Origin of the sequence: Flagellimonas aequoris (assembly GCF_003584165.1) — a bacterium.
GTDB classification, from domain to species: domain Bacteria; phylum Bacteroidota; class Bacteroidia; order Flavobacteriales; family Flavobacteriaceae; genus Flagellimonas; species Flagellimonas aequoris.
Map to the genome: position 1 here is coordinate 603052 of NZ_QXFJ01000030.1, position 17506 is coordinate 620557.

A 17506-nucleotide genomic window follows, 5' to 3' on the forward strand; every position below is an offset into this window, starting at 1 on the left:
ATCTTCGAACTTAGTTACCGCAGATTAAAAAGTATAGCCATGCCAGACCATAAGGAAGAACTGGAAGCATATCTCGCTCCCCATTACATTAACAGAAGTAATTGGCTCAGAGCCGCCGTGCTTGGTGCCAATGATGGTATTTTGTCCACTGCGAGTCTTGCTATTGGGGTGGCCACCGCCAGTGATGGTAGACCTCCTATCATTTTGGCCACTGTGGCAGGTTTGGTCGCGGGCGCCCTGTCCATGGCAGCTGGGGAATATGTTTCGGTAAGTTCCCAGACCGATATTGAACATGCCGATATTGAAAGGGAAAAGCAGGAACTGGAAGATATGCCCGAGATTGAATTGCAACGATTGACCCAAATTTATGAAAGCCGTGGTTTGAAAAAGGAAACCGCACTTTTGGTGGCTAAGGAATTGACCGAGAAAGATGCCTTGGGAGCACATGTTCGGGATGAATTGGGCCTGAATGAGATCAGTCATGCCAAACCGATACAGGCAGCCTTGGCATCTGGCGCAGCTTTTAGTCTGGGTGGTTTTCTTCCGCTTCTGGTCACTATATTGGCACCTTTGCCGGCCATGGAATATTCCCTTTATGGTTTTGCGCTTTTGTTCTTGATATTATTGGGTGTGGTCGCAGCCAAAACAGGGGGTTCAAACATAATGAAGGCCATACTCCGGATAAGTTTTTGGGGAACCGTTGCCATGGGACTTACGGCATTCGTGGGCTATTTGTTCCATGTAAATCTCGCCTAAATAAGGGAGATTGTTCCGTGTAACATATTGGTTTTTAAGAATTATCATTATTTTTAAAATCTAAACATCATCAATCATGAATACCACACTCATTTTTATTGTTGGATTTTTTCTGGGCTTTTTATTGCTAAAACTGATTTTTGGCAAGAAGAAATCCTAATGTGTTTTTCACGAAGACGCGTATTGGTTTACGGATAAACGTTTCACCTTTCCATTTGTCCACTTGAGGCAATTTTAAAGCCACTCTGCAGATATTAATGACATTGTTTTTTGGTCAAAGTCAGATTTTTACTGACATAACGGTCAAAAAATGAACAAAAACGGACAATTGCTTAGAACTGCCCTGAGTACTTATTCTTCCCTGGAAAATGAGGTCTGGGAAGAATTTGAACATTTTTTCATAGAAAAGAGTATCGCTAAAAATGAGATGATATGGGAAAATGGAGAGGTGTGTAAACATTTGGTCTTTATTATTAATGGAGCGGTTCGGAGTTTTTCCATGGCCCATGGTAACGAGTTGACGAACAACTTCTATTTCGATTCCGATCTGTTCTACGACGACTACAGCTTTATTTCCCAAAAACCGTGTTTTAACAACTATCAGGCCTTGGAGGATACAGACCTGTTATTGATTCCCAGGAGTGCCCTGTACCTCATGTTCAACAAATACAAATCCTTTGAGAGATTAGGCAGGATCGTTGTGGAATGCCGCTATATTGAACTTTACGAGTCCATGACAAGGAAGAGCAACCAATCCGCTGGGGAAAACTATCGGTACCTCATGGAGCACGCCAAGAAGGTCATTCAACGCGTGCCTTTAAAAATGGTGGCTTCTTACCTCAACATCACCCCGGAACATTTGAGCCGGATTCGAAAATCTTACGCAAGCCCGAGGGCTAAAATTGCCTAGCTTTTTTCAAAATAGTTGATTTCACATCAAGTGCTTTTAAAAGGTCTTTGATGAGCTTTGCCTAAACATAAAGACATTTTACATGAAAAGACAGACTTTTTTGACCATAGCCTCAATGATTGCCCTCATGGTCGGGGTAACGGCCACTTTTTTCCCATCCCTACTGCTGGTAAGCAAAGGAGTGTTTCCTGACGATGGGGTCAAGGTCTGGATGACCGAAGTGGGCATTTTGCTCATTGTGTTGGGAGTCATTAATTTCTTGATTCGAAAACACCCGTCCTCGCCTACTTTGTTTGTGTTGTTCTTGGGCAATGTCCTTATTCAATTGGGATTGTTGACCGTTGAGGTCCTGGCCTTTGCAAAAGGTACTATCACCGAGATTTCAGGGATTATCCCCAATAGTATCGTCCATGTTGTGTTGGCCATGGGATTCACGTATTATATTTTTAGAATGGTCCCCAACAAGAATCCACAGAGTGTAAGTTTATAGGTCGATCACTGACCCAGTCCATGGAAACTTTGCCCGACCGGTGAAGGAGGCCCAAAAGGATTAATATTGATTTGATGAAGAAAAAATTATCGGTTCTCGCTTTCCTTTTCATTTTGATGCATGGGAAAGCACAGTTTTCAGTTTGTGAAGACCACAACAATACACCCGAATTGCAAAATTCGCTTTGCGCCACACTCAATGTGCCATTGGCATATGGAACGGATATGGATGAAACCATTGAATTGTTCGTTCGAAAATTCCCGGCACAAAAAGAGAGGAAAGGTTCTATTTGGTTGGTGGCTGGCGGTCCTGGGGAATCAGGTGCCAGCCTTTACCCACTCGTGTATCAGTTTGCGGAACTGTTTCCCGATTTTGACATTTTTGTGCCCGATCACAGGGGAACAGGACTTTCTGGAAAAATCTGCCCAAAAGAAGAATCGGTGGAATCTGTTGGTGGAGTTGCACTGGTTGGCGAGGAATGGGGTTCATGTTTTGGGTATATGTTCAGTCATCAAGAATACGTGAAGGCGTTTTCCATAACCAATGCGGCCAAAGACTTGGATTATTTGATCAATGAATTAAGTGGTGAAGGCAAGCGTTACGTTTATGGGGTTTCGTATGGTACACAATTGGTGCTACGGTTGTTGCAATTGGGTCCTTTGGAACTCGATGGGGTATTCTTGGATTCCCTTGTCCCCCTTCAAGATGACATGGAATATGATTTGAGCCATCGTTCGTTTGTGACCCATAGTGTTGGGCAAGAAGTATTGGAATATTACGATAGAAAAACAGGAAAGGACTCCCCTTCCCTATCCGAACAGTTGAAAACGATTATCAATCGCTCCAAAGCAGATGACGCTTTTGCCCAAAACCTACCAAAGCAGGACATATCAATTTTGTTTGGGATGATGCTGGACTTACCAACGGTCAGAAGAAAAATTCCAGAAATCATACAATCACTTTCCAAAGATGAAGTTGGTCCGTTGAACAGTGCCATAGCAGAAATTACAGCATTTTATAGGGATTATGGGGAAAAGTATAGTACTTCTTCCAATTCCATCCCTCTTGCCCAAGTGATCACCGCATCTGAGAATAATCCAAGACCTCAATTAAAAAAGAGTGAAGTGGTAGAGGAATCCAAAGGCCTACTTTTTACGAGCCCTTTGCCCAAGTTGATAGCCGAAAACACAATGCCTACCTATGATCACGATGCCTATTTTGCAGGTGTTCCCGAGAAAATGCCTCCGACATTGATCATTGATGGTTCCTTGGATCCCAAAACACATTGGGAAGGAGCCAAAAGACACGTAGAAAAATTATCGGACAAAGGTTCCATTGAGTTTGTAACCGTAAGGAATGCCCCCCATTTTATTGCTTTGTTCGCTCCAGATGCCTTTAAGGAAGCGGTGATGGCTTTTTTAGAAGGGAAATCCATAGCCGGCAACGAAGTTGAAGATACCAATGTCACACTGGATTGATTTTGCAACCACATGTTCGAGGGTATCTCCGTAAATTTACGTATCAAAAATTTAGGATTATGGAGAGCGATTGGCTTAAAAAATGGGACACAAGATTTGGAAAAGAAGAATATGCCTATGGCACCCGACCCAATGAATATCTAAAGGAAAAATTAGTAGGACTTACCCCAGGAAATATTCTATTTCCCGCAGAAGGAGAAGGACGTAATGCCGTTTATGCAGCGAAGTTGGGTTGGAACGTTTCCGCTTTCGATATTAGCATCGAAGGCCGAAAAAAGGCACTGAAACTGGCCGATCAAAACCAGGTTGGCATCGATTATCAAATTGGAGAACTGCAAACGCTCGGGTATCAAGAGGAACAATTTGATGCCATCGCTTTGATCTATGCCCATTTTCCACCACAAATAAGAAAGGGGTATCACCAACTTTTGAGCACCTATTTAAAAAAGGGAGGGATTCTCATTTTTGAAGCCTTCAGCAAGACCCATGTGGAGTATCAACTTAAAAATGAAAGTGTAGGTGGACCAAGGGATTTGGGTTCTTTGTTCTCTACCGAAGAGATTCTTTCCGAATTTGAGGGGTATGAGATTTTGGAACTAAAGGAAACGGTCATTGAACTTAACGAAGGGTATGGACACATCGGTAAAGGTTCCGTGGTCCGCTTTTTGGGAAAAAAGAAATAGACAGTAACAAATTTGAACCTGAATCTTCTAATCGATAGCTAACACTGGTTTTCTATGAAACAGCCCAACCAATACCAAGATTTCAAAGTTAATGTGAAGATCAAACTGGCATTGCTCTGGTCCGCTGTGATGTTCTGCTATATCTATGGGGATTACTTTCAACTTTATGTGCCTGGAAAAGTGGAGGGTTTGATCGGAGGGAATAATATGTTGGACAATCCCTTTAAATTGTTGATGGCCTCCCTCCTTTTGGCCATTCCCGCATTGATGGTCTGTTTGTCTGTTTTTTTGAAACCTGCTGCCAATCGATTTTTGAACCTATTATTAGGAACATTTTACACGGCACTCATGTTGCTCATTGCCTTAACTTCCTATTCGGATTGGCACATGTTCTATGTTTTCTTGGCCATTTTGGAAAGCATTCTGACCGCTATAATTGTTATAAACGCCTATAAATGGCCAAAGAACAAGGAATGAAACAAGAGCGGTTCCCTCTTTTTTAAAAGTTAGAGAGAAAGCAATAAGTTTATTTTGTACCCCTTTCCAATCTGGATTGGGTTATTTCCCCCATATTTTTATTGGCCCATTGCACTAGGTTGAGAAGTAAGGGCAATAGACTTTTTCCACGCTCAGTCAAACTATATTCAACACGTGGGGGAATTTCGGGGAACATGGTCCTATTTATGAGATTATCCGCTTCCAGTTTCTTTAAAGTTACCGCTAGCATTTTCTGCGAAATGGAATCAATGTATTTATGGAGTTCGTTAAATCGAAGAACCTCCATATCACCTAAAAGCATGATGACCAACATGGACCATTTATCGCCAAATCTGTCCAGAACATTCCTCACAGGACAATTTTCTTCATCTGCATAGTTTTTAACAACAATTTTCTCCATAATAAATTGATTTTCAGTTAAGGTTACCCTTAGGTAAGTGGGTTACTGAAATGTACGCTCTAGTTTGTGCTGCACTTACTCTTTATCTTTGACTTACCAAAAGTAAGTAAATAACTATTATAAATTAATAAGATGAAAAAAATATTGATTACTGGGGCCACAGGCGGCTTGGGAGGCACCACAGCTTCTTTTTTAAAAGGTAAGGTACCTGCCGGTGATATTGCGGTATTGGTCAGGAACGTAGAAAGTGATAAGGCCAAAGAATTAGAAACACAAGGTTTTGAGCTCCGATCGGGAGATTATGACAATTACGAAAGCCTTGAAAAAGCCTTCAAGGGCATTGATGTCCTATATTTTGTATCTGCAAGTGATATAAACAAGCGAGTACCCCAACATAAAAATGTTGTGGATGCTGCCCAGAAAGCTGGAGTAAAACATATCCTCTATACCAGCACGGTTCGCAAAGATGTGTCCAAAGATGCACCTTTACACGTAGTGGTGGACGCACATGTGAAAACAGAGAATTGGATATTGGAATCCGGGTTGAAATACACGATCCTGAGACACAATCTATATGGGGAAGTAATCCCGATGTTCTTGGGAGAACGGTCACAATTATTGCAATCCAAGACCATCTATCTGCCGACTTCCAACGGGAAGACCAATTTTGTTCCAAGAGCGGATTTTGCCGAAGCCGAAGCCAATATTTTGGCAAATGCCGCTGAATACGAAAATAGAATCCTCGAGTTTAACGGTAGTGAGGAGACAAGTTTTGAAGATGTTTCCAAAATTTTGTCTGAAATAGTTAAGGAGCCCATTGCCTATGTTTCCCCGGAAATTAACGAGTTCAAACAAACCATGGCTTCTTATCAACTGCCAACGGAAATCATTGAATTGCTTTCTATGTTCAGTCTGGGAATTGCCAATGGAGAGTTTGCACAGCAAACCCAAGACCTAGAAATAGTGTTGGGTCGGCCAACAAAGTCCATAAAGGCATTTTTAGAGGAAGTGTATGGATGATCATCCTCACTCATGAAAAGCTGAGGCGGTCCCAAGGACTGCCTTAATCTTTTTATGATTTATTGACCTAATCGATGTAACATTTTTAGGAGAAGTTCTTCAAACCATAAATAAACAGATATAGATGAAAGAAGAAGTTCGTATTGCACGCATTGCAGGTCTTATTTATTTGATTGTAGTGGTAACAGGCATATTCAATTTGGGTATACTGCCTTCCAATTTTTTAGTAAAACAAGATGCTGTTGCTACCTTTCAGAATATTACGGACAACTTGATGCTCTTCAAGTATTGGATACTCACAGGAATCGTTTGTTATATTGCCTTTTTGCTCTTGCTCTAAGTGCTCTATCGATTGCTGAATTCCGTAAATAAAAACTATGCCCTGGCCATGGTTGCCTTGGTGGTGGTAAGCGTTCCCATTTCCTTGACGAATATTATTGACCAATTTACTATTCTAACGCTCGTTGAAAAAGCTAAAGGACCAAATGGAATGGATTTGGCTCAAGTGCAGGAGCAAGTCATGTATCTCTTTTATTCGTACAATAGTGGCCTAAGGGTAGTATCCATATTCTGGGGATTGTGGTTGTTCCCATTCGGATATTTGGTATATAGATCAGGTTTCCTTCCTAAAATATTGGGAGGTCTGCTCATGTTCGGTTGCTTTGGCTATCTCGTGAATTTTTTGGGAAATTTTCTTTTCGAGGGATACAGAGGGAGCCTTCTATCCAAATTTATTACAAGACCCGGTAGTATTGGGGAAATAGGAATTTGCTTGTGGTTGTTGGTTGTGGGTGTTCGTCCAGGACAAGAAAGGCAAAAGACCTCTGATTAACATGGGTTTCCCGAATCAGGGATTTACTTTTTGCGTCAACATTTTTAGGATTTGAATCAAGCTGCCCCGTTCTCCTCTTCTAATTTCGTCACAGATTTAAACCCTAAATTTTAACGTGATGAAAAAAAGTATTTTAATTATAGCAATTCTATTTATCGGGGCGACCAGTTTTGCCCAGAATTCCAACAATGTACAATTGGGTGTTAGAGGAGGTGCCAACTTTGCCACAGTGGCCGGCGATGACTACGACAGCCCTGACTCCAGGACTTCCTTTTATTTAGGTTTGTTGGCGGAAGCACCCTTGTCCGATCATGTATCGTTGCAACCAGAGGTATATTATTCCGGTCAGGGATTTGATGTTGATAATGCACAATTCAAGGTGGATTACATTCAAGTTCCACTGTTGCTGAAATTTTACATTGCCGATGGTTTGAACATTCATGCCGGACCACAGTTTGGTTTTAAGGTAAATGAAGAATTTGATTTTGATCCCAATGAGGATTCGGGGAGTTTCGATACCGATTCCGTGAACGACTTTGATTTTCAAGGAGCGGCAGGCGTTGAGTACAAATTTCCATCTGGATTCTTCATTCAGGGTAGATATTCCTACGGATTCTCGGAAATGGTCGAGGATGTGGACGTCCATAATTCCGTGTTTTCTGCGGGACTTGGATTTATGTTCTAAAGAAATCACATAAGCAGAAATATAAGAGCTCCATCAACTAAAATTGATGGAGTTTTTTTGTTTTTATAAAATTGGGATGAGGTTTTTCTCTTCAATCTAGGTATTGTGACAATATAATCCTAAGTTCATGGTCACATTCGTGTTTTGAATTGAAATATGCTTCAAACTATTGATTTTACTGGTATTGACATAAAGGTGACATCCAAATGTCGTGTTCTTGACAAGGTTCCCGAGATACATTTGTCCTAGAATCAAAACAAAAAAATCATGAACAACACATCAATTGGAGAGCGTCTTAGGTATCAGAGGAAAATCAAAGGATATTCCCAAGAAGAGCTTTCCGGACGGACCAATGTAACCGTACGCACCATTCAACGCATCGAGAATGAAGAAGTTTCCCCCCATCTGAACACGGTTAAACTTTTGGCGGCCGCTTTGGAAGTCGAGGTTAGCGATTTACTGCCTTTGGATGACCCAAGGGAAGAGACCCTGAAGAAAAAATGGTTACTGCTTATTCATGCTACTCCCCTTTTGGGCATTTTTATTCCATTACTCAATGTGCTTGCACCCCTTTTTCTCTGGATCCACAAAAAGGACGACAACCCTATCTATAATGAGCACGGCATTAAGGTGATCAACTTTCAGATCACGGCATTGCTGTTAGCGGTCCTGTCCTTCATAAGCTTAATGACCGTGGACCTTTTTGGGTTCATCCTCTTTATTTCCATTGTACCCATTTGTGTGGGCATTGTCATTTTCAACATCATTTATGTACTGCAAAAGGACAAGTGCTATTATCCTTTGTCCATTCCCTTTTTAAAATTGAAGAAGAAAAATGTGCCCAAGGCATTGTGCTTTCTTATCGGAATCTCGCTTTTGGCAAGCTGTACAGGACAAAAGGTAGAAACTATTGAAAGGTTGGATGGCTCTTTGATTACCAAGGATTCTGTCAGCCATAAAATAGACCAACTGATGGCCGATGCCAAGATTACCGGAATGGCCGTTTCTATTTTCAATGATAATGAACCCATTTACCAACATACTTTTGGATATAAGGATTTTCCGAAAAAATACCCGTTGACAGATTCCACCAATATTTATGGAGCCTCGTTCAGTAAAGCAGTTTTTGGGGTCTTGGTGATGAAATTGGTAGAAGATGGAATTATTGACTTAGATACACCTCTGGAATCCTATCTGCCCAAAAAAATATACGAATATGAGCCTAAGACCCGCTGGCATGATGATTTTTCCAGTTTAAAGGAAGACTCTCTTTACCATAAGATTACGGCTCGTATGTGCTTGGATCATACCACTGGTTTCAAAAATTACAGATGGTTCGAACCCGATTACAAACTGAGGGTCCATGGTACCCCGGGTGCTCAATTTGGCTATAGTGGTGAAGGGTTTATTTACCTGCAGGTAGTTTTGGAAAAGTTGACAGGTAAAGGATTGGATCAATTGGCAAAGGAAATTGTTTTTGACCCACTCGGCATGAAAAATTCTGCTTACGAATGGAAACCCAGATTTGATAAGGATTATGCAGTGGGCCATAATGAAAAGGGCGAAGCGTTGAAAAAGGACAAGGATAATGAACCGCGCGCTGGTGGTACTTTGGAAACCACTGCCGAGGATTACACCAAATTTTTGACCGCAGTGCTCCATGAAAAAATCATCAGCGAGGCATCTTATAACGAGATTTTCACCCCCCATATCAGTATTCGTACCGAAAAACAATTCAGTGAAGGGGCCATAATTGTTACCGAAAAATACGATTCCATCCATCTAGGATATGGTTTGGGCTGGGGTTATTTTGAAACACCATACGGAAAGGCAGTATTCAAGGAAGGGCACGGCAGTGGTTTTGTACATCACTCCGTATTGTTTCCAGAAGCGGGGAAAGGCATCATGATCATGACCAACTCTGAAAATGGCAACAGCATTTTCAAGGAACTCCTAGAAGTGGCCATGGCCGACATTTATACCCCTTGGGAATGGGAGAATTATATCCCATATGACAAAAAATGACCCTTTTTGAAAACAATACAATTATCTTTACCTTGATTTTTGAGAACAGTTGATCATTACACATGGGAAAAAATAAATATACCGTTTCGGTAATCCAATTAAACCTGAACAATACCCCTGAAAACAATTTAAAAAAATGTGTGGAGTGGGTTAAAAAGGCAGCAGCCAAAGGCGCGGAGATCATTTCGTTGCCAGAGTTGTACAGTAGCCACTATTTCTGTCAAAGTGAGGATACGGAGAATTTCGCTTTTGCGGAACCGCTGTACAGCACCTCTTTTGAAGCGTTCAGTGCTTTGGCCAAGGAACTCGGTGTGGTGATCATTGTTCCCTTTTTTGAAAAACGCATGGCGGGTGTGTATCACAACAGCGCCTACATTATAGATTCTGATGGTTCCGAAGCGGGATTGTACCGTAAGATGCACATTCCGGACGACCCCCACTTCTATGAAAAATTTTATTTCACCCCTGGGGATCTTGGCTTCAAGACTATCCCAACCAAAAAGGGAAAGGTGGGTACCTTGATCTGTTGGGACCAATGGTATCCTGAAGCAGCCCGATTGACTGCCCTGCAAGGTGCCGAGGTACTCTTCTACCCTACTGCCATTGGATGGCATCCACAGGAGAAAGAAGAATACGGTGAAAAGCAACACGGTGCTTGGATGAATGTCATGAAAGGTCATGCCGTGGCCAATGGAGTTTATGTGGCCGCTGCCAACCGTATCGGATTGGAAAAGTACCTGCCAGATACCGCTGGAATCGAATTTTGGGGCTCCTCCTTTATTTGTGGGCCGCAAGGGGAAATTCTGGCACAAGCTTCCCATGACCAAGAAGAAATATTGATGGCCGAAGTGGATCTGGACCTTCAGGAAAATGTGCGCCAAAACTGGCCTTTCCTTCGTGATAGAAGGATTGATATGTACGGAGAAATAACCAAAAGGGCAATCGACTGATATGGCTAAAACTGCGTGGCGATTTCCCGCGGAATGGGAAAAACAACAGGGCATTTTACTGTGTTTCCCCCACAATGGAAACGACTGGCCCGGTAAATACGGTGCCATTCAATGGGCTTTTGTAGAGTTCATTAAAAAGGTAGCCACTTTTGAAGAGGTGTTTTTGGTAGTGGCTTCCGAGGAACTCAAAAACAAAGTGCTCGATCTCCTTCAAACCGCCCATGTAAATGTAGATAAGGTTTCCTTCATCATTCACAAGACCAACCGAAGCTGGATGCGCGACTCTGGCCCTATCATTGTGAAAAATGGTAAGGAAAGAAAGGCCCTCAACTTCAATTTTAATGGATGGGCCAAATATTCCAATTATAAATTGGATCGGCACGTTCCCGAAAAAGTGTCACAATCGCTAAAAATTCCTTTGGAACAAGTCAAATACAAGGGCAAACCCGTGGTATTGGAAGGAGGAGCCATTGACGTGAACGGTAAGGGCACCTTGATTACTTCGGAAGAATGCCTGTTGGACCCAAAGATACAAGTGCGCAATCCTGGTTTTAGTAAGGCCGATTATGAAGCCATTTTTAAAGAATACCTTGGGGTTACCCATACCATCTGGTTGGGAGATGGCATCAAAGGCGACGATACGCATGGACATATTGATGATTTGGCACGATTTGTCAATGAAAACACCATTGTTACGGTTGTGGAATCCGATAAGAAGGATGCCAATTATGCGGTCCTACAAGAGAATTTGAAACGTTTGGAAAGTGCGGTTTTAGAAGATGGTGCCAAGCCAAAAATTGTTACCCTTCCCATGCCCAAGCGAATCGATTTTGATGGAGTGGTACTCCCTGCCAGTTACGCCAATTTCCTCATTTTGAACAAAGCTGTTCTGGTTCCTACTTTTAACGACTCAAGGGATCGGGAGGCCTTGAACATGCTAGTGGATGTGTTCCCTGATAGGGAAGTGATCGGGATCAGTGCCATCGACCTCATTTGGGGATTTGGCACCTTGCACTGCTTGAGTCAGCAGATACCATTGTAGCGTTTTCGCCCTAATTGGTTACATTGTACCATTGTAAAAATCCTTAGATGAGAATCTGTATTACCCGTTCCGAAAAGCATGCCTACTCCGAAACCTTTATTCGTGACCAAATCGCTGGATTTTCCAAATTGGCAGAGGTGTTCACGGTGTATGGTGGAAGATATCCTGAACGGGAAGAAAGCGGGAAATTACTGAGTCCTAAACCCTTTTGGGTGGCCCATAAAGCGGTTAAACTTTTGGTTGGTCGAAATAATTTCTTCAGTAATTACGGTATGAAGAAGTTCCTGAAAAAGAATCAAATTAATGTGGTCTTGGCCAATTATGGTATGTGTGCTGCCCATATGGTTCCTGTTTGCAAGGCTTTGGACATTCCGCTGCTGGTCATTTTTCATGGTCATGACGCCACGGACCAAAAACTTCTTGGAAAATATAGAGGGAAGTATCAAAAGCTGTTCGGCTATGCCGCGTCCATTATAGTGGTGTCAAATGACATGGCGGCCAAATTGACTGAACTTGGTGCCCCTGCCGAAAAAATACAGGTGGTACCTTGTGGAGTGGATACGGATAAATTCAAACCCACTGAACAACCGGCACAAGAGCAAAAATTCTTGGCCGTAGGAAGATTTGCAGCTAAAAAGGGGCCATTGTATACCATTGATGCCTTTAGCAAGGTCTACCAGAAATTCCCAGATGCCACTCTTACCATGGTGGGTAAAAAAACGGGCTTATTTGATGAATGTGAAGCAAAAGTAGCCGAATTAGGTCTTGAAAATGCTGTGACTTTCACTGGAATTTTGGACCAATCCCAAATTGCCGAACTCATGGGTGAAGCATTGGCTTTTGTGCAACATTCCATTACCGCCCCAAATGGTGATATGGAAGGAACTCCGGTCAGTATTATGGAAGCTGGAGCATCGGGATTGCCCATTGTGAGCACGGAACACGGAGGCATTAAAGATGCAGTGGTGCATGGGCGGACAGGATTTTTAGTGAAGGAAACCGATGCAGATGCCATGGCCAATTTTATGATGCAACTTTGCGAGGATCCCATTCAGGCCAAGGCTATGGGACTTGAAGGAAGGGAACACATCCAGAAAAACTATCTTCAAAAGGAACAGATCAAAAAACTGTACGACCTGAGTGTAGCAGCATGTAAATAAAAATCTTGATTTCCTATGGATATAAAGAGGGTTTGTATTGGATTGATTGTCTTGCTGTGGCTTGGTTGCAATACTCCTACTAAAAAATCAAAACTGGAGACTTGGAAACAAGAAATCCGGGATACGGAAAAAGCTTTTTCCAATATGGCACAAAAAGAAGGTGTTGCAAAAGCTTTTGAAACCTATTGTGCCAATGATGTGGTCATGATGCGCAACAACAAATTGGTGAAAGGGAAAGATGGTCTGAAGACTTATTTTTCCCATCAAACTTCTTCATCAAACTTTAAGCTTTCATGGGCGCCCGATTTTGTGGATGTTTCCTCGTCCGGGGATTTGGGTTATACGTATGGAAAATATCAATTGACCTACAAAGATTCCACGGGTGCCGAAATGCAAAACACAGGAGTTTTTCATACCGTTTGGAAGCGCCAACCAGATCAAACCTGGAAATTTGTTTGGGACTAACTGGACGCATCGTTGCTTGAACGAACAGAAATCTTAATAAAATGGCTTACTACCTGTAACAAGTCGTGGTTTTTTTTATCTTTTGTGGGTAACACCATAAAATGAGACGATTAGTAGTACTTTCTATTTTAGTATTGGTCCAGACTAGCCTGGTTTTAGCGCAGACTTCTTTAAAGAAAATTGATTTAGAAAGTGGAGACTTCCACGTAGGATTTAAACACTACCTAACCTCCGACAGTACCAGAACATATAAGAGAATTTATGACTGGAACAACAAAAGTATTCCAAGGCCCATCCCAATAAGTATTTGGTATCCATCAGGTAAAGCTTTGGATTACACTGAGCCAATGAACGTATTGGATTACATGGAAATCCTTAAAGAAGAAGAGGAATGGGAATACTTGCCAAATGACCAAATATTGAATTGGTTTTATTATCCAAATAATTTCGCGAATCAAAGCCATTTAAAAGAACAGACAACTGCGCAATATGGGATAAAGCCGGCTGAGGGTACATTTCCAGTGGTCGTTTATGCCCCGAGTTATCAAGCGTCATCCATAGAAAATTTTGCTTTGTGCGAATATCTGGCCAGTCACGGCTATGTGGTGATTTCTAGTCCAAGTAGAGGTACTGAGAATCGATTTTTTGAGGGAGGCACCCCAAAAGACTTGGAAACACAGGCTAGGGATATTGAGTTTCTGATCAAAGAAGTCCAAAAATTGCCTTATGTGGAAACGGACCATATGGCTACCATGGGTTTTAGCTTTGGAGGGCTGTCCAACGTTTTGTCACAAATGAGAAATGAGAACATCATGGCCATTGTCAGTTTGGATGGAAGTATAAAATATCAATATGACACGTTGAAAAAATCCCCTTTCTTTAATATGGATAAGGTGGATGTTCCTTTCATCCATATGGCCCAAAAGAACATTCCAGAGCAGGTTATGGCTGAAGATAAGATAGACCCGGAACTCAACACCAAGTTTGAATTTTACGATAGTCTCACCAATAGCAAGGCCTATCAATTGAAGTTCCACAACATGACGCATTCCTATTTCAGTACCTTGGGGGTCTTGTTTCAATCAAGGGATGAAAGACAGGATAAAAGTGATCCCGAGATCATGGAATCCTATAGGTTGGTATCCCAGTATTCGTTGAATTTTTTGGATGCATTTTTGAAAAATGACCCGAAAGCCCTTAAATTTTTAAACAACGATCCTTCCCAAAATGGAATAGCAAAGGATATACTGGATTATCAAGCCAAAGAACCAAAAGAAAAAGGATTTGGTTTCAATGATTTTAATGAATTGGCTGCGGAACAAAACTATGGCAATCTGAACGCGCTTTACGAATCGCTATTGAAAGAACATCCCACCTTGGAATTGCCAGAAGGGAAACTCAACAATCTTGGGTTACAGTTGGTGTTCAACCCAAAAACATCTGCCCACGGAATCAATGTGTTTTTATTGGCAACGGCCCTTTATCCAAATTCAAGCAACCTTTATGATAGTTTGGCAGAGGCCTATTTATTTTTGGGAGAGAAAGACAAGGCGGTCACTAGCTTTAAAAAGTCCCTGGATTTAAATCCGCAGAACCAAAATGCCATTGACCGATTGGAACAGCTGAGGAAATAAAATGGTCACTTGCCCTTAAACAAAAAAGGATTAACTTGGTTATCTCTCACCAAATAACCGAGTTATGAAACCAACACTGACCACTTTCCTTCTTGCCATGCTTCTTATGGGTAGTTGTAGCAAACCCCAAAATTTTGATGTACTTATAAAAAACGGCCGCATCGTGGATGGTTCCGGTGGATCTTCTTTTATGGGCGATGTGGGTATCAATGCCGACACCATTGCAGCCATTGGCAACCTGGAAAAAGCTACCGGTAATGTTGAAGTGGATGCCTCTGGCCTAGTGGTCGCCCCAGGCTTCATCAATATGCTGAGTTGGGCCACAGAATCCCTTATAGAGGATGGAAGGTCCATGGGTGATATTAAACAAGGCGTAACCCTTGAAGTTTTTGGCGAAGGGTGGTCCATGGGTCCCCTTAACGAAAAGATGAAGAAACAAGAACAGGAAAGCCAAGGCGACATCAAATTTGATATCACTTGGAACACCCTGAACGAATATCTGGAATATTTGACCCATAAAGGGGTTACACCCAACGTGGCTTCTTTTGTGGGTGCAACAACATTAAGGATCAACAAGGTAGGTTATGAAGACCGGGCCCCTACTCCACAGGAACTGGATTCCATGAAATTGATGGTAAAACAGGCCATGGAAGAAGGTGCCTTGGGTGTGGGATCTTCACTGATCTATGCACCGGCCTTTTATTCCAGCACCGAGGAACTCATAGAACTTTGTAAAGTGGTAGCAGAGTATGACGGCATGTACATCAGTCATATGCGGAGTGAAGGGTCGCGGTTATTGGAAAGTTTGGATGAACTGATTCGTATTGCCCATGAAGCGGGTATACGAGCAGAAATCTATCATTTAAAAGAGAGCGGGAAGGATAATTGGGATAAATATGACGATGTGGTGGCCAAGGTAGATTCAGCCCGGGCGGCTGGGCTTCACATTACGGCCGATATGTACAATTACGTGGCTGGGGCAACAGGCTTGGATGCCGCCATGCCCCCGTGGGTTCAGGAAGGTGGATATGACCAATGGGCGGAGCGTTTGCAGGACCCCGCTATTCGAAAGAAAGTCAAGGAAGAAATGATGACCCCCACGGATGAGTGGGAAAGCTTGATGCAAGCGGCTGGAGACCCCAGCAAAATATTGCTGGTCGGATTCAAAAATGATACGCTTAAACAGTATACAGGTAAAACCTTGAAGGAAGTGGCCGAATTACGGGGGACTTCCCCAGAAGAAACGGCCATGGACCTTGTGGTACAGGATGGCAGTCGTGTGGGCACGATTTATTTTCTAATGTCCGAGGACAATGTGAAAAAACAGATTGCCCTCCCATGGATGAGTTTTGGCTCCGATGCGGGTTCTCTAGCCACGGAAGGGGTTTTTCTCAAATCCAGTACCCACCCAAGAAGCTATGGCAATGTGGCCCGTCTGTTGGGTAAATATGTGCGTGAGGAAAAGGTGATTTCCTTGGAGGAGGCGGTCCATAAGCTTTCACAATTACCGGCGACCAACTTGAAAATCAAAAAACGGGGAAGTTTGGCCACGGGCAATTATGCTGATGTGGTGTTGTTCGATCCGGAAACCATCATCGACAAGGCAACTTTTGAAAACCCCCATCAATATGCCGAAGGGATGGTCCATGTATTTGTCAACGGTACCCAAGTATTGAAAGATGGCGAGCATACCGGGGAATTTCCAGGGCAAGTGGTGCGTGGACCGGGATACACAAAAGATTGATAACATGAAGAGGCTCGTTTTAGTGGTAACTTTTTTATCACCGATGCTATTCTGGTCGCAGTCGCCACAAAATCAATTTGTACTTTTTGATGTAGAGTACACCTATACCAAGCATGACGCAGACACTTCCACACCAAGTAAATCACATTATTATGTAACTGGGGATAAGTTAAACCCGGATATTCCCACGGATTGGACATCTCCTGTGGATTTTAGGAACGGGACAGTGCACATCCGTATCCATGTTTTGGAAAAACCACCGGGCAAGGAACCAACAAAATGGACACTTTGCTATATTCCCAACCATGGCCAGGGTAATGGGTATGGCTGTACTTCCACGGATCTTTATTTGGATGAAGGGGTTTATGAAAAAGATGTCCCGATGACGGAATTCTGGGAAAATGAATCCATTATTTGGTCGGAAGGCATCAAACAGATGGATTTGGTCATCAAGGATGACAGTGGCGGGCAAGGGCATGCCCACAAGCGGGAAGATTTTGAAAAGTTCTTTCCTACCAAGGTACGGATTACCATGGTTCAGGTGGCCAAGGGAGCAACCTATGACCCTTCTCTGGTGCCGAATCTTGATCAGTGAAATGAACAATAACCAATGTACAATGAGCAGTTGGTAATTGTCAACATGATCATTCTGAGTCTGGTGAAGAATCTTTACAAACACATTAATAAATAGATTAAAAAAGAATCCAATAGTAAACAGTCCCCATATCGTGAAA

General features: G+C 42.5%; 17 protein-coding genes and 1 pseudogene. 17 read left to right on the forward strand and 1 reads right to left on the reverse strand.

Annotated elements, in window-relative coordinates; all coding sequences use genetic code 11:
- Positions 1 to 39: 39 nt before the first annotated feature.
- The 6 genes from D2U88_RS16255 to D2U88_RS16280 all read left to right on the forward strand — a co-directional run bounded on the left by D2U88_RS16255 (position 40) and on the right by D2U88_RS16280 (position 4794).
- The gene (locus tag D2U88_RS16255; RefSeq protein ID WP_119641575.1) at positions 40 to 756 is read left to right on the forward strand and encodes a VIT1/CCC1 transporter family protein; all 717 of its coding nucleotides are present in this window, start codon (positions 40 to 42) and stop codon (positions 754 to 756) included.
- A 310-nt stretch (positions 757 to 1066) separates the two neighbouring features.
- Complete coding sequence (locus D2U88_RS16260; RefSeq protein ID WP_119641576.1) at positions 1067 to 1666, forward strand: Crp/Fnr family transcriptional regulator; 600 nt, start codon at positions 1067 to 1069, stop codon at positions 1664 to 1666.
- An 82-nt stretch (positions 1667 to 1748) separates the two neighbouring features.
- Entirely contained in the window at positions 1749 to 2156 is a 408-nt protein-coding gene (locus D2U88_RS16265; RefSeq protein ID WP_119641577.1) for a hypothetical protein, read from the forward strand.
- 74 nt (positions 2157 to 2230) lie between these two features.
- Positions 2231 to 3634, forward strand: coding sequence for an alpha/beta fold hydrolase (locus D2U88_RS16270; RefSeq protein WP_119641578.1), 1404 nt, complete (start codon positions 2231 to 2233; stop codon positions 3632 to 3634).
- A gap of 59 nt (positions 3635 to 3693) precedes the next feature.
- Positions 3694 to 4317 (forward strand): class I SAM-dependent methyltransferase, encoded by a 624-nt coding sequence (locus D2U88_RS16275; RefSeq protein ID WP_119641579.1) that lies wholly within the window; start codon positions 3694 to 3696, stop codon positions 4315 to 4317.
- A gap of 54 nt (positions 4318 to 4371) precedes the next feature.
- Complete coding sequence (locus D2U88_RS16280; RefSeq protein WP_119641580.1) at positions 4372 to 4794, forward strand: DUF6326 family protein; 423 nt, start codon at positions 4372 to 4374, stop codon at positions 4792 to 4794.
- A gap of 49 nt (positions 4795 to 4843) precedes the next feature.
- Here D2U88_RS16280 and D2U88_RS16285 read toward each other — a convergent pair whose 3' ends face one another.
- On the reverse strand, positions 4844 to 5215 hold the full coding sequence (locus D2U88_RS16285; protein ID WP_119641581.1) for a winged helix-turn-helix transcriptional regulator: 372 nt from the start codon (positions 5213 to 5215) through the stop codon (positions 4844 to 4846).
- Positions 5216 to 5347: 132 nt separating this feature from the next.
- On the opposite strand from D2U88_RS16285, the gene D2U88_RS16290 reads away from it, so the two are divergent.
- The 11 genes and pseudogenes from D2U88_RS16290 to D2U88_RS16340 all read left to right on the forward strand — a co-directional run bounded on the left by D2U88_RS16290 (position 5348) and on the right by D2U88_RS16340 (position 17367).
- Positions 5348 to 6235, forward strand: a complete 888-nt coding sequence (locus D2U88_RS16290) for an SDR family oxidoreductase (RefSeq protein WP_119641582.1) — start codon at positions 5348 to 5350, stop codon at positions 6233 to 6235.
- Between the two features lie 124 nt (positions 6236 to 6359).
- Positions 6360 to 7067, forward strand: a pseudogene (locus D2U88_RS16295) (DUF4386 domain-containing protein).
- A gap of 118 nt (positions 7068 to 7185) precedes the next feature.
- Complete coding sequence (locus tag D2U88_RS16300; RefSeq protein WP_119641583.1) at positions 7186 to 7752, forward strand: porin family protein; 567 nt, start codon at positions 7186 to 7188, stop codon at positions 7750 to 7752.
- Between the two features lie 267 nt (positions 7753 to 8019).
- On the forward strand, positions 8020 to 9777 hold the full coding sequence (locus D2U88_RS16305) for a serine hydrolase (RefSeq protein WP_119641584.1): 1758 nt from the start codon (positions 8020 to 8022) through the stop codon (positions 9775 to 9777).
- A 62-nt stretch (positions 9778 to 9839) separates the two neighbouring features.
- The gene (locus D2U88_RS16310; RefSeq protein WP_119641585.1) at positions 9840 to 10727 is read left to right on the forward strand and encodes a carbon-nitrogen hydrolase; all 888 of its coding nucleotides are present in this window, start codon (positions 9840 to 9842) and stop codon (positions 10725 to 10727) included.
- Between the two features lies 1 nt (position 10728).
- A complete protein-coding gene (locus tag D2U88_RS16315; protein ID WP_119641586.1) occupies positions 10729 to 11769 on the forward strand; it encodes an agmatine deiminase family protein in 1041 nt (346 codons plus the stop codon).
- Positions 11770 to 11816: 47 nt separating this feature from the next.
- A complete protein-coding gene (locus D2U88_RS16320) occupies positions 11817 to 12929 on the forward strand; it encodes a glycosyltransferase (RefSeq protein ID WP_119641587.1) in 1113 nt (370 codons plus the stop codon).
- Positions 12930 to 12944: 15 nt separating this feature from the next.
- Positions 12945 to 13394: a YybH family protein gene (locus tag D2U88_RS16325; protein ID WP_119641588.1), complete on the forward strand. Its 450-nt coding sequence runs from the start codon at positions 12945 to 12947 to the stop codon at positions 13392 to 13394.
- A gap of 101 nt (positions 13395 to 13495) precedes the next feature.
- Positions 13496 to 15028: a prolyl oligopeptidase family serine peptidase gene (locus D2U88_RS16330; RefSeq protein WP_119641589.1), complete on the forward strand. Its 1533-nt coding sequence runs from the start codon at positions 13496 to 13498 to the stop codon at positions 15026 to 15028.
- A gap of 64 nt (positions 15029 to 15092) precedes the next feature.
- Positions 15093 to 16772, forward strand: a complete 1680-nt coding sequence (locus tag D2U88_RS16335) for an N-acyl-D-amino-acid deacylase family protein (RefSeq protein WP_119641590.1) — start codon at positions 15093 to 15095, stop codon at positions 16770 to 16772.
- A gap of 4 nt (positions 16773 to 16776) precedes the next feature.
- Positions 16777 to 17367 carry a hypothetical protein gene (locus D2U88_RS16340; RefSeq protein ID WP_119641864.1) on the forward strand — a complete coding sequence of 197 codons (591 nt, stop codon included), beginning with the start codon at positions 16777 to 16779 and terminating at the stop codon, positions 17365 to 17367.
- Positions 17368 to 17506: the final 139 nt, after the last annotated feature.